Genomic DNA, 13,424 nt, shown 5'->3' with positions numbered 1-13,424 from the left:
TTTGGCGAAGTTGGGGCGGCCGAGCCGCTGTGGTGACGAGGAGATTCCAAGATGCTGATCGGAGTGCCCGCCGAGTGCGTGGCCGGTGAATCGCGCGTGGCCGTCACGCCCGAGACCGCCAAGAAGCTGGTGGCCCAAGGCCACCAGGTGCTCATCCAGTCCGGGGCCGGCCTTGCCGCCAGCGCCCCCGACGCCGCCTATGAGGCCGCCGGGGCGCAGACCACGGATGCCGCGGGGGCGCTGGGGGCCGAACTGGTGCTCAAGGTTCGCGCGCCCACCGACATCGAATGCGCCGCCATGAAGCCCGGCACGGTCGTGGTCGGCATGCTCAATCCCCACGACGCGCCCGGCCTGCAGCGACTGGCTTCGGCCGGGCTGACCGCCTTCGCGCTGGAAGCCGCACCGCGCACCACGCGCGCGCAGAGCATGGACGTGCTCTCCAGCCAGGCCAACATCGCCGGCTACAAGGCGGTGATGATGGCCGCCAACGCCTACCAGCGCTTCTTCCCGATGCTGATGACGGCCGCAGGCACCGTGAAGGCCGCCCGCGTGGTCGTGCTGGGCGTGGGCGTCGCAGGGCTGCAGGCCATCGCCACCGCCAAACGCCTGGGCGCCGTCATCGAGGCCAGCGACGTGCGCCCCAGCGTCAAGGAACAGGTCGAGTCGCTGGGCGCCAAGTTCATCGACGTGCCGTACGAAACGCAGGAGGAGCGCGAAGCCGCCGAAGGCGTGGGCGGCTATGCCAGGCCGATGCCCGCGAGCTGGCTCACCCGCCAGCAGGCCGAGGTGGCCAAGCGCGTGGCCCAGGCCGACGTGGTGATCTCGACGGCCCTCATCCCTGGCAGGCCCGCGCCCACGCTGATCACCGAGGCCATGGTGCAGGCCATGAAGCCCGGCGCGGTGATCGTCGACATCGCCGCCGGCCGCGGTCCGGACGTGCACGGCGGCATGACCGGCGGCAACTGCCCGTTGACCGAGGCTGACCGCACGGTGGTGCGCCACGGCGTGACGCTCATCGGCGAGACCAACCTGCCCGCCCTGGTGGCCGCCGATGCCTCGGCGCTCTACGCCCGCAACGTGCTGGACTTCCTCAAGCTGATCCTGCCCAAGGAGGGCGGCCTCAAGATCGACCTCGAGGACGACATCGTCGCCGCCTGCCGCGTCGCGCAGGACGGCCAGGTCACCCGCAAGGCTTGAGAAGAAGGAACGCGCACCATGGACATCGTCAACCCGACCCTCATCAACCTCACCATCTTCGTGCTGGCCATCTATGTCGGCTACCACGTGGTGTGGACCGTCACGCCCGCGCTGCACACGCCGCTGATGGCCGTGACCAACGCCATCTCGGCCATCGTCATCGTCGGTGCCATGCTGGCGGCGGCGCTCACCACCACGCCGCTGGGCAAGGTGATGGGCGTGGCAGCCGTGGCGCTGGCCGCGGTCAACGTCTTCGGCGGCTTCCTGGTCACGCGGCGGATGCTGGAGATGTTCAAGAAGAAGGAGCGCAAGGCGCCCGCTTCCTCCACCGGCGCCGAGGGGAAATGACACCATGTCGATGAACCTCGTCACGCTGCTCTACCTGGTGGCCAGCGTCTGCTTCATCCAGGCGCTCAAGGGCCTGTCGCACCCGACCACCTCGATCCGCGGCAACGTCTTCGGCATGGTGGGCATGACCATCGCCGTGCTGACCACGGCGGCACTGATCGTGCGCCTGGCCGGCTCGCCGCTGGGACTGGGCTGGGTCCTGGTGGGCCTGGTGATCGGCGGCGGCGCCGGCGCCTTCATGGCACAGCGGGTGGAGATGACCAAGATGCCCGAGCTGGTCGCCTTCATGCACAGCATGATCGGCCTGGCTGCGGTCTTCATCGCCGTGGCGGCGGTGGTGGAGCCCTGGGCCTTCGGCATCGTGCCGCCGCCGGCCACGGGCATGGTCACCTACACCACCCAGGCCGGCATCGTGATCACCCAGGGCGTGGCGCGGATGCCGATTCCCTACGGCAACCGGCTGGAGCTCTTCCTCGGCGCGGCCATCGGCGCCATCACCTTCAGCGGCTCGGTCATCGCCTTCGGCAAGCTGTCGGGCAAGTACAAGTTCCGCCTCTTCCAGGGCGCGCCGGTGCAGTTCAAGGGCCAGCATGCGGTGAACCTCGTGCTCGGCCTGGCGACCATCGGCCTGGGCCTGGTGTACATGGCCACCGAAAGCTGGAGCGCCTTCCTGCTCATGCTGGCCCTGGCCTTCGTGATGGGCGTGCTGATCATCATCCCCATCGGCGGCGCCGACATGCCGGTGGTGGTGTCGATGCTCAACAGCTATTCGGGCTGGGCGGCGGCGGGCATCGGCTTCTCGCTCAACAACAGCATGCTGATCATTGCCGGCTCGCTGGTGGGCAGCTCGGGCGCGATCCTGAGCTACATCATGTGCAAGGCGATGAACCGCTCCTTCTTCAGCGTGATCCTGGGCGGCTTCGGCGGCGAGGCCACCGCGGCCACGGCCGGCAGCGCGGTGCAGCGCCCGGTCAAGAGCGGCAGCGCCGACGATGCCGCCTTCGTGCTGGGCAATGCCGAGACGGTGATCATCGTGCCCGGCTACGGCCTGGCCGTGGCGCGCGCCCAGCATGCCGTCAAGGAACTGGCGCAGAAGCTCACCGACAAGGGCGTCACCGTCAAGTACGCCATCCATCCGGTGGCCGGCCGCATGCCCGGCCACATGAACGTGCTGCTGGCCGAGGCCGAGGTGCCGTACGACCAGGTCTTCGAGATGGAGGACATCAACAGCGAGTTCGGCCAGGCCGACGTGGCCATCATCCTGGGCGCCAACGACGTGGTGAACCCGGCCGCGCACACCAAGGGCAGCCCGATCTACGGCATGCCGATCCTGGAAGCCTACAAGGCCAAGACGGTGATTGTGAACAAACGCTCGATGGCAGCCGGCTATGCGGGCCTGGACAACGAGCTCTTCTACATGGACAAGACCATGATGGTCTTCGGCGACGCCAAGAAGGTGGTCGAGGACATGATGAAGGCGGTCGAGTAAGCCCCTGCCACGTCCCGGGCGGCGGCGCGGCCGCCACCGCCGCTTTGCTACGATTTCAAGAGCCCCGGCCGCCGCCGCAGCAGCGGCCGCTTTTCATTCAGGACACTGGAGACTTCGCACATGACCGACCGCCCCTGGCTCAGCAGCTATCCGCCGGGCGTGCCTGCCGACATCGACCCCGCGCAGTACGCCTCGCTGGTGGCGCTGATGGACGAGAGCTTCAGCCGCTATGCGGACCGCCCCGCGTACAGCTTCATGGGCAAGCTGGTGAGCTATGGCGAGGTGGACCGCGCCAGCCAGTCCTTCGCCGGCTACCTGCAGGGACTGGGCCTGGCCAAGGGCGACCGCGTGGCGGTGATGATGCCCAACTGCCCGCAGTACCCCATCGCCGTGGCGGCCATCCTGCGCGCAGGCCTGATCCTGGTGAACGTGAATCCGCTGTACACGGCGCGCGAACTGGAGCACCAGCTCAAGGACAGCGGCGCCAAGGCCATCGTGATCATGGAGAACTTCGCGAATACGCTGCAGAAGTGCATCGCGAATTCGATGGTCAAGCATGTGGTGCTGGCCTCCATGGGCGACCGGCTCGGCTTGCTCAAGGGCGCCATCGTCAACTACGTGGTGCGCAACGTGAAGAAGCTGGTGCCGGCCTTCAGCCTGCCGGGCTCGGTGCGCTTCAATGACGCACTGTCGCAGGGCCGCCGCCGCGGCCTGCAGGCGCCGGCCATCGGCGGCGACGACGTGGCGGTGCTGCAGTACACCGGCGGCACCACCGGCGTGAGCAAGGGCGCGGTGCTCCTGCACCGCAACGTGATCGCCAACGTGCTGCAGTCGCAGGCCTGGAACAGCCCCGTGATGCAGCGCGTGCCGCAGGGCGAGCAGCCCACCACCGTGTGCGCGCTGCCGCTGTATCACATCTTCGCCTTCACGGTCGGCATGATGCTGTCAATGCGCACGGGCGGCCTGCTGATCCTCATCCCCAATCCGCGCGACCTGGCGGCCACGCTCAAGGATCTGTCCAAACACCGCATCCACAGCTTCCCGGCGGTCAACACGCTGTTCAACGGCCTGGCCAACCATCCGGACTTCAACACCGTCGACTGGAGCCACCTCAAGATCTCGGTGGGCGGCGGCATGGCGGTGCAAAGCGCGGTGGCCAAGCTGTGGCTGGACAAGACCGGCTGCCCGATCTGCGAGGGCTACGGCCTGTCCGAGACCTCGCCCTCGGCCACCTGCAACCCGACCACCAGCCAGGAATACAGCGGCACCATCGGCGTGCCGCTGCCCAGCACCGAGATCACGTTGCTGGACGATGCCGGCCAGCCGGTGCCGCTGGGTCAGGTGGGCGAGATCGCATTGCGCGGCCCGCAGGTGATGGCCGGCTACTGGCAGCGCCCGGACGAGACGGCCAAGGTCATGACCGCGGACGGCTGGTTCAAGACCGGCGACCTGGGCGTGATGGACGAGCGCGGCTACACCAGGATCGTGGACCGCAAGAAGGACATGGTGCTGGTCAGCGGCTTCAACGTGTACCCCAACGAGGTCGAAGACGTCGTCGCCACCCTGCCCGGCGTGCTCGAGTGCGCGGTGGTCGGCGTGCCCGACGACAAGACCGGCGAGGCCGTCAAGCTGGTGATCGTCAAGAAGGACCCGGCCCTTACCGAGGAGCAGGTGCGCAGCTTCTGCCACGACAACCTGACCGGCTACAAGCGGCCCAAGATCATCGAGTTCCGCACCGACCTTCCCAAGACGCCCGTGGGCAAGATCCTGCGGCGCGAACTGCGCGACGCGCGCAAATAGCCCGACCTACAGGACAGGGCGGCGCGGCGCTTGCATGGCGCCAGCGCCGTCCGGCCGCCCGATGGCCATGGCCCGCACCGCAAGCGTGCCAACGATGAACTGGGTAAAACGGGCGGCGGTACGTGCAACACCTTTTCCCTCCACGGAGACACCCATGCTGGACAAAGTGCATTCCGCCGCTTCGACCCCCGCCCCTTCCGCCGGCCGCTTCGGCAGCGGCCAGGCCGTGCGCCGGCTGGAAGATGAAGCCCTGCTCGCCGGCCGCGGCCGCTACACCGACGACATCCTGACGCCGGACTGCGCCGCGCTGGCCTTCCAGCGCTCACCCCATCCGCATGCGCGCATCCGCAGCATCGACGCCGACGCCGCGCGGGCAATGCCGAGCGTGCTGGCCGTCTACACCGGCGCCGACCTGGTGGCCCAGGGCGTCCAGCCCATCCCCGGCGTGGCCGGCTTCGTGCGCGCCGACGGCTCGCCCGGCGTGACCGCGGCACGGCTGCCGCTGGCGCACGACGTGGTGCGATTCGTCGGCGAGCCGGTGGTGGCCGTGGTCGCCACTTCGCTGCAAGCCGCCAAGGATGCCGCCGAGGCCGTGTGGGTCGACTACGAAGACCTGCCTGCCATCCCCACCCTCGATGCCGCGCTGGCCGAAGGCGCGCCGGCCCTGTGCGACGCGGCCCCCGACAACATCAGCGCCGAGATGCGCCACGGCGATGCGGAGGCCACGGCCCGCGCCTTCGCCCAGGCTGCGCACGTCGTCGAACTCACCGTCGACAACCAGCGCGTCGCCGCCGTCACGCTGGAGCCGCGCGCCGTGCTGGCCGAGGTCGACGCCCAGGACGGCCGCCTCAGCCTGCAGATGAGCACCCAGATGCCCACCGGCGTGCGCGGCACGCTGGCGACGGTGCTCGGGCTGCCGGCCGAGCAGATCCGCGTGCGAGTGAGCGACGTGGGGGGCGGCTTCGGCATGAAGACCGGCCTGTACCCTGAGGACGCGGTGGTGGCCTTCGCTGCCAAGGCACTCGGCCGCGGCGTCAAGTGGACCGGCGAGCGCTCCGAGGAATTCCTCACCACCACCCACGGCCGCGACGTGCGCGCCCGCGCCGCCATGGCCCTGGACGCCAACGGCCGCGTGCTTGCCCTGCGCGTGCACAGCGACGCCAACGTGGGCGCCTACCCGACGGGCACGGGCGTGGCCATCCAGCTGCTGATTGGCCCCTGGGTGCAGACGAGCGTCTACGACATCCCGGTCATCGACTTCCACTTCCGCGCGGTGATGACCAACCAGTCGCCCACCGGCGCCTACCGCGGCGCCGGCCGGCCCGAGGCCATCTTCCTCATCGAGCGGCTGATGGACGAGGCGGCGCGGCAGACCGGCATCGACCGCGTGACCCTGCGCCGGCGCAACTTCATCCGCCCGGAGCAGATGCCCTACACCAACCCGATGCGCCAGACCTACGACACCGGCGCCTTCGAGCACATGATGGACCGCGGCCTGGCCTTCGCCGACTGGGACGGCTTCGACGCCCGCGCCGCGGAGTCGGCCGCGCGCGGGCTGTGGCGCGGCCTGGGGATCGCCACCTTCCTCGAATGGACGGGCGGCAACGTGTTCGAGGAACGCGTGACGGTGGACGTGCAGGCCGACGGCGTGATCGAGGTCTATTCGGCCGTCAACGCCATGGGCCAGGGCATCGCCACCACGCTGGCGCAGCTGGTGGTGGACGCCTTCGGTGTGCCTATCGAGCAGGTGCGCGTGGTGCTGGGCGACACCGACCGCGGCAATGGCTTCGGCAGCGCGGGTTCGCGCTCGCTGTTCACCGGCGGCTCGGCCATGCGCACCGGCGCCGACCGCACCTTGGCCCGCGGTCGCGAGCTGGCGGCCGAGGCGCTGGAGGCGGCGGCCGCCGACATCGACTACGGCCAGGGCCGCTTCACCGTGCGCGGCACCGACCTGGGCATCGGCCTGTTCGAACTGGCCGGCCGGCAGGCCGAGGGCCGGATCTTCGTCGACTCGACCAGCAAGGTGGACGGCCCCACCTGGCCGAACGGCTGCCATGTCTGCGAGGTCGAGGTCGATCCGCAGACCGGCGACGTGGCGGTGGTCGCCTATGCCTCGGTCAACGACGTCGGCCGCGTGGTCAATCCGATGATCGTGCGCGGCCAGCTCGACGGCGGCGCCGTGCAGGGCATCGGCCAGGCGCTGCTGGAGCAGGTGGTCTACGACGACGCCACCGGCCAGTTGGTCACGGGCAGCCTGATGGACTACGCCCTGCCGGTGGCCGGCACGGCGCCCGACTTCCGCACCGAGATGGACGAGTCGGTGCCCTGCAAGAACAACCCGCTGGGCGTGAAGGGCGTGGGCGAGCTGGGCACCATCGGCGCCACGCCGGCGGTGGTGAACGCGGTGGCGGATGCGCTCGCGCGCAACAGGCGCGGCGCGCTCGCACCCCGTCTGCAGATGCCGCTGACGCCGGTGCGGGTCTGGTCGCTGCTGCAGCAGGCGGATTGAGAGGCTGGGCGTTCGGGCCGGGCTCCGACAGGCTCAGCCCGAACGGTGCGAGGGCGGTTGGCCTACACAAGCTTCGGCCGAAGCAGCCGCGATCCCCTCGCCTCGCCCCGGGCACGGACCCGGTGAGAAAATCGCGTCCATGAACGCGATCTCCACCCTCGAACTGATGAACACGCTGGGCGCCCAGGCGCGCGCGGCGTCGGCGCAGATGGCCAAGGCCAGCGCCGCGGCCAAGGCCCGTGCGCTGCGCAGCCTGGCCGAACGGCTGCGGGCGAGCGTGGAGCCACTGGCCGAGCACAACGCCCGCGACCTGGAGCGCGCCCGCGCCGCCGGTCTGGCCGAGCCGATGGTGGACCGCCTCAAGCTCACGCCCAAGGTCATCGCCACCTGCGCCGAAGGCTGCGAGCAGCTGGCCGCCATGCCCGACGTGATCGGCGAGATCATCGGCATGAAGCAGCAGCCGAGCGGCATCCGCGTGGGCCAGATGCGGGTGCCCATCGGCGTGTTCGGCATGATCTACGAGAGCCGGCCCAACGTGACCATCGAGGCGGCCAGCCTGGCGATCAAGAGCGGCAACGCTGCCATCCTGCGCGGCGGCTCGGAGGCCATCGACTCCAACAAGGCCCTGGCGGCCCTGGTGCGCGCCGCCCTACTGGACGCCGGCCTGCCCGAGGACGCGGTGCAGCTGGTGCCCACCACCGACCGCGACGCCGTGGGCCGCCTGGTCGCCATGCCAGAGTACGTGGACGTGATCATCCCGCGCGGCGGCAAGGGCCTGATCGAGCGCATCAGCCGCGAAGCCAAGGTGCCGGTCATCAAGCACCTGGACGGCAACTGCCACACCTTCGTCGATGACAGCGCCGATCTGGACATGGCCGTCACGCTGGTCGACAACGCCAAGACGCAGAAGTACAGCCCCTGTAACGCCACCGAGGGCCTGCTGGTGGCCCGCGCCATCGCGCCGGCCTTCCTGCCCCGCATCGGCACCGTGTTCGCTGCCAAGGGCGTGGAGATGCGTTGCGACCCCGAGGCCGCGGCCCTGCTGGCCGGCCAGCCCCGCGTGGTGCCGGCCACCGAGCAGGACTGGTCCGAGGAATACCTGGCGCCGATCATCAGCATCAAGCTGGTCGACGGCGTGGACGAGGCGATCGACCACATCAACCGCTATTCCAGCCACCACACCGACGCCATCGTCACCAACGACCACAGCCATGCACAGCGTTTCCTGCGCGAGGTCGATTCGGCCAGCGTGATGGTGAATGCGAGCACCCGCTTCGCGGACGGCTTCGAATACGGGCTGGGCGCCGAAATCGGCATCAGCACAGACAAGTTCCATGCGCGCGGACCCGTCGGCATCGAGGGGCTGACCTCCCTGAAGTACATCGTTCTGGGACAGGGCGAGATCCGCCGCTGACCCGGCTGCGTACCAGAGAGCGGCCGCTGCGCTGTCATGGGAGCGGTCAGGCCGGCTGCCTACAATCGCCGGTCCGCCTCTGGCCGCAAACCCGCATAACAAGGCAGCCGCATGGTTCCGCATCTCGTCACCGCCCTGACCGGCCCGATCAACGAACTCGAGCAGCGCATCCTCGACAGCATGCCTGCCATCGAGCGCTGGTTCCGGCTCGAGTGGATGGAGCACACCCCACCCTTCTACACAGCGGTGGACGTGCGCAACGCCGGCTTCAAGCTGGCGCCGGTGGACGCCAACTTCTTCCCTGGCGGCTGGAACTACCTGACCACCGAGATGCTGCCGCTGGCGGTGCAGGCTGCCCAGGCCGCGATCGAGAAGATCTGCCCCGAGGCCCGCAACCTGCTGGTCATCCCCGAGAACCGCGGCCGCAACACCTCGTACATGGCCAACGTGGCCCAGCTGGTGCGCATCTTCCAGATGGCCGGGTTGAACGTGCGCGTCGGCTCCATCGACCCGGCCATCAAGTCGCCCAAGAAGGTGGAGCTGCCCGACGGCAGCACCGTCTGCCTGGAGCCGGTGGTGCGCAGCAAGCGCCGCCTGGGCCTGAAGAACTTCGACCCCTGCACCATCCTGCTCAACACCGACCTGGCCGCCGGCACGCCCGGCATTCTGGAGGACCTGCATGAGCAGTACCTGCTGCCGCCGCTGCATGCCGGCTGGTCGGTGCGGCGCAAGAGCAACCACTTCCACAGCTACGAGGAAGTCTCCAAGCGCTTCGGCAAGCTGCTGGGCATCGATCCCTGGCTGATCCAGTCGATCTATGGCCGCGCCGAGGGCGTGGACCTGGCCCGCGGCAAGGGCGTCGAGGGTCTGACGGCGGCGGTCGACCAGGTGCTGACCAAGGTGCGCCGCAAGTACAAGGAATACGGCATCAACGAGAAGCCCTTCGTCATCGTCAAGAGCGAGAACGGCGCCAGCACGCTGCCGATCTCGACCATCCGCGATGTCAAGGAACTCGAGGCCCTGACCAAGAAGCCGCGCCAGAAGGCCATGGCCGGCGCCACCACCGACGACGCCGGCCCGACCGACGTGGTCGTGCAGGAAGGCGTGCTCACGCGCGAGCGCGTGCACGACGGCATGGCGGAGCCGGTGGTCTACATGATGGACCGCTACGTCGTGGGCGGCTTCTACCGCGTCCACCCCGACCGCGGCCCGGACGAGAGCCTGGCCCTGCCGGGCGCGAGCTTCGTGCCGCTGGCCTTCTCGCAGAGCGGCCACCTGCCCCAGCCGGGCGCCAAGCCGGGCGCCAGCGCGCCCAACCGCTTCTACATGTACGGCGTGATCGGTCGGCTGGCCATGGTCGCCGCCTCCTACGAACTCGAGGCCACCAACCCCGAGGCCGAGGTCTACGAGTGATCCGGCGCCGCCCGGCCGACGCCCGCGCGGGCTTGCGGCGACATGGGCGGCGCGCACAATCCACACTTCCACAGCAACGGAAAAACGAGGGCGGAGCTTGGCTCCCCGGCGCCGCCAGGCCGCCGGCGGGGTGAGGCGCGGCCCAGCCCTTTCCTCGCCACTTCGTGTCTGCCTCCAAGTCTTCCATGCCGGCGCTCGTGCTCGGCGCCATCGGCATCGTCTATGGCGACATCGGCACGAGCGTGCTGTACGCCATCAAGGAAATCTTCGGCCACGGCCACGTGCCGTTCACCATCGAGAACGTGTACGGCATGCTCTCGATGATCTTCTGGACGATGACCATCATCGTTTCGCTGAAGTACGTGGTGCTGGTGCTGCGGGCCGACAACGAGGGCGAAGGCGGCCTGGTGGCCATGCTGGCACTGGCCTCGCGGGCGGTGGCCGACAAGCCGCGCCTGCGCAACGGCATGCTGGCACTGGGCATCTTCGGCACCGCCCTCTTCTATGGCGACGGCGTGATCACGCCGGCCATCTCGGTGCTCTCCGCGGTCGAAGGCCTGGAAGTGGTGTCACCGCACTTTACCGGCTACGTCATCCCGATCACGCTGGTGGTGCTGTTCTGCCTGTTCGCGGTGCAGAAGCGCGGCACGGCCGGCATCGGCCGTTTCTTCGGACCGATCACGCTCACCTGGTTCGGCGTGCTGGCACTGCTGGGCGTGGCGCAGATCCTGACGCACCCCGAGATCCTCAAGGCCGTCAGCCCGCACTACATGCTGCGCTTCATCTGGGACAACCCGGGCACCAGCTTCATCATCCTGGGCGCGACGGTGCTGTGCGTGACCGGGGCCGAGGCGCTGTATGCGGACATGGGCCACTTCGGCAAGGGCCCGATCCGCATCGCCTGGTTCTCGGTGGTGATGCCGGCCCTGGTGCTCAACTACTTCGGCCAGGGCGCCTTGCTGCTGGGCAATCCGGCGGCGGTGAAGAACCCCTTCTTCCTGATGGCGCCCGAGTGGGCAGTAGTGCCCGTCGTGCTGCTGGCCACGGCCGCCACAGTGATCGCCTCGCAGGCCATGCTGACGGGCGCCTTCAGCGTCACGCGGCAGGTGATCCAGCTGGGCTACCTGCCGCGGCTGCGCATCGAGCACACCAGCGCGCGCTCGGCCGGGCAGATCTACATCCCCTTCATCAACTGGTCGCTGTTCGTGGCCATCGTGCTGGCAGTGGTGATGTTCCGCAGCTCCAGCAACCTTGCCGCGGCCTACGGCATCGCCGTGACCACCGACATGCTGATCACGACGATGCTCACCTTCTTCGTGATCCGCTATGCGTGGAAGCTGCCGCTGCTGCTGTGCCTGGGCGCGACGGCCATCTTCTTCGTCATCGACTTCGCCTTCTTCGCCTCCAACCTGCTCAAGCTGCCGCAGGGCGGCTGGTTCACGGTCATGATCGGCATCGGAGTGTTCACGCTGATGATCACCTGGAAGCGCGGACGCAGCCTGATGGCCGACGTCCAGCGCGCCGACGCCATCGACCTGCGCAGCTTCCTGGAGGCAGTGTTCGTCAGCCCGCCGGCGCGCGTCGAGGGCACGGCCGTCTTCCTCACGTCAGAGGCCGGCGTGGTGCCCACGGCGCTGCTGCACAACCTCAAGCACAACAAGGTGCTGCACGAGCAGAACCTGTTCGTCACGGTGCGCAACCACGAGGTGCCCTGGGTGCCCATGGAGCGCCGGGTCGAGATGGAGCCGCTGGGCCACCACTGCTGGCAGATCACCATCCACTACGGCTTCAAGAACGACATCGACCTGCCCCGCGCGCTGGAGCAGGCCAAGCTGCGCGGCTGCCAGTTGGAGCCGATGACGACCAGCTACTTCATCTCGCGCGACACCGTGATCCCGACGCTGGGCAGCGGCATGGCACCCTGGCGCGAGAAGCTGTTCGCGCAGATGCACCACAACGCCAGCGGCGTGGCCGACTTCATGAGCCTGCCGAACAACGCGGTGGTGGAGCTGGGCTCCAAGATCGAGATCTAGCCGCGCATCCGCCCATGCGCGCCGACGGGATGCGGGCGCCTGGGCGGCGTCCCCGATGCCCGCACGCTGCCCGAATCCGGGCCACGGGTTAGTCCCAATGCACTACCGCGGTGCAGGACCTAAAGTCCTGCCACTCGCAGCAGGCACCGCCCTGCTGATGCGCGAGGGTCTGAGGAGACAAATCCAGAAAAATCAAAATTCATGAGATTCCCAAAGGCCTCCGTCCGACGAGAAGCCAGACAACTTTCAAAGCGCCGCTCAGTCGGCGCTTTTTTTTGTCCATCACCCGAGCGGACCTGCCCACATCCTGCCGAGAGCGCTACATAACGGCCGCTCTGCCGCTCCCAAAACAGGAGCGTTTCCGCTGCGACAATCCTGCCCCTATGGAATGGGCATGGATGGCATTGGCCTCGCTGACGGCGGGATTCATGGACGCGATCGTCGGCGGCGGCGGGCTGGTGCTGGTGCCAGCGCTGTTCGCCGCCTTTCCCGACACCGCCGGTGCCACGCTGCTGGGCACCAACAAGAGCGCCTCGGTCTGGGGCACGGCCGCCTCGGCCGCGCAGTACCTGCGGCGCGTGCGCCTGCCCTGGCGCTCGCTGTCGGTGGCGGCGGTGCTGGCCTTCGGCGGTTCGCTCACGGGTGCCTGGGTGGTCACCTGGGTGCCGACCGATGCGCTGCGCAAGGCGCTGCCGGTGGTGCTGGGGGCGCTGCTGCTCTACACCCTGGCGCGCAAAGACCTGGGCCTCACGCACCAGCCGCGCTTCGCGGGCAAGGCCGAACTGGCCGCCACCGGTGCAGTCGGCCTGCTGCTGGGCTTCTACGACGGCATCTTCGGGCCGGGCACAGGCAGCTTCCTGATCTTCCTGTTCGTGCGTTGGCTGGGCCACGACTTCCTGCATGCGTCGGCCAGCGCCAAGGTCATCAACATCATGACCAACCTCGGTGCGCTGCTGCTCTTCGGGCTCAAGGGGCATGTGATCTGGACGCTCGGGCTGGCGATGGCCGTGGCCAACATCAGCGGCAGCCTGATCGGCACGCGGCTCGCGCTTCGGCATGGGGCCGGCTTCGTGCGCGGCGCCTTCATCGTCGTGGTGAGCGCGCTCATCTGCAAGACGGCCTACGACGCGTTCCTGCGGTGAGCGTTGGTTGACAGGGGTGGGCGGTCGCGCCCGCGCGTCGATGCCCACCACGGCTGAAGACGCCGGCATGGCACCGAGG

Annotated in this window: 9 protein-coding genes; all 9 read left to right on the top strand. The window is 68.8% G+C overall.

The genetic code is table 11. From position 1 onward, the window contains the following. The first annotated feature begins 51 nt into the window (after positions 1-51). Positions 52-1,197 carry a Re/Si-specific NAD(P)(+) transhydrogenase subunit alpha gene (locus ACT54X_RS22450; RefSeq protein ID WP_476348707.1) on the top strand — a complete coding sequence of 382 codons (1,146 nt, stop codon included), beginning with the start codon at positions 52-54 and terminating at the stop codon, positions 1,195-1,197. Positions 1,198-1,215: 18 nt separating this feature from the next. After that, positions 1,216-1,545, top strand: coding sequence for an NAD(P) transhydrogenase subunit alpha part 2 (locus ACT54X_RS22445; RefSeq protein WP_017759014.1), 330 nt, complete (start codon positions 1,216-1,218; stop codon positions 1,543-1,545). Positions 1,546-1,549: 4 nt separating this feature from the next. Then, on the top strand, positions 1,550-3,034 hold the full coding sequence (locus ACT54X_RS22440) for an NAD(P)(+) transhydrogenase (Re/Si-specific) subunit beta (protein WP_294366672.1): 1,485 nt from the start codon (positions 1,550-1,552) through the stop codon (positions 3,032-3,034). 120 nt (positions 3,035-3,154) lie between these two features. Then, complete coding sequence (locus tag ACT54X_RS22435; protein WP_476348704.1) at positions 3,155-4,834, top strand: long-chain-fatty-acid--CoA ligase; 1,680 nt, start codon at positions 3,155-3,157, stop codon at positions 4,832-4,834. A 154-nt stretch (positions 4,835-4,988) separates the two neighbouring features. After that, a complete protein-coding gene (locus tag ACT54X_RS22430; RefSeq protein WP_476348702.1) occupies positions 4,989-7,343 on the top strand; it encodes a xanthine dehydrogenase family protein molybdopterin-binding subunit in 2,355 nt (784 codons plus the stop codon). A 130-nt stretch (positions 7,344-7,473) separates the two neighbouring features. Further along, positions 7,474-8,757 carry a glutamate-5-semialdehyde dehydrogenase gene (locus tag ACT54X_RS22425; RefSeq protein WP_476348746.1) on the top strand — a complete coding sequence of 428 codons (1,284 nt, stop codon included), beginning with the start codon at positions 7,474-7,476 and terminating at the stop codon, positions 8,755-8,757. Between the two features lie 111 nt (positions 8,758-8,868). After that, a complete protein-coding gene (gshA, locus tag ACT54X_RS22420) occupies positions 8,869-10,170 on the top strand; it encodes a glutamate--cysteine ligase (RefSeq protein ID WP_234197242.1) in 1,302 nt (433 codons plus the stop codon). 164 nt (positions 10,171-10,334) lie between these two features. Then, complete coding sequence (locus tag ACT54X_RS22415; RefSeq protein ID WP_476348700.1) at positions 10,335-12,203, top strand: potassium transporter Kup; 1,869 nt, start codon at positions 10,335-10,337, stop codon at positions 12,201-12,203. Between the two features lie 383 nt (positions 12,204-12,586). After that, positions 12,587-13,345, top strand: coding sequence for a TSUP family transporter (locus ACT54X_RS22410; protein ID WP_294366656.1), 759 nt, complete (start codon positions 12,587-12,589; stop codon positions 13,343-13,345). Positions 13,346-13,424 lie beyond the last annotated feature (79 nt).

The organism is Pseudacidovorax sp. DMC4, assembly GCF_056314265.1.
Note: the sequence above shows the minus strand (reverse complement) of the source record. Positions and strands in the feature narration are given on the sequence as shown.

What these genes read in the sequence shown, in the direction of transcription:
- ACT54X_RS22450 (WP_476348707.1), top strand. Translation starts at nt 52, where the DNA reads ATGCTGATCGGAGTGCCCGCCGAGTGCGTGGCCGGTGAATCGCGCGTG.
- ACT54X_RS22445 (WP_017759014.1), top strand. Translation starts at nt 1,216, where the DNA reads ATGGACATCGTCAACCCGACCCTCATCAACCTCACCATCTTCGTGCTG.
- ACT54X_RS22440 (WP_294366672.1), top strand. Translation starts at nt 1,550, where the DNA reads ATGTCGATGAACCTCGTCACGCTGCTCTACCTGGTGGCCAGCGTCTGC.
- ACT54X_RS22435 (WP_476348704.1), top strand. Translation starts at nt 3,155, where the DNA reads ATGACCGACCGCCCCTGGCTCAGCAGCTATCCGCCGGGCGTGCCTGCC.
- ACT54X_RS22430 (WP_476348702.1), top strand. Translation starts at nt 4,989, where the DNA reads ATGCTGGACAAAGTGCATTCCGCCGCTTCGACCCCCGCCCCTTCCGCC.
- gshA (WP_234197242.1), top strand. Translation starts at nt 8,869, where the DNA reads ATGGTTCCGCATCTCGTCACCGCCCTGACCGGCCCGATCAACGAACTC.
- ACT54X_RS22410 (WP_294366656.1), top strand. Translation starts at nt 12,587, where the DNA reads ATGGAATGGGCATGGATGGCATTGGCCTCGCTGACGGCGGGATTCATG.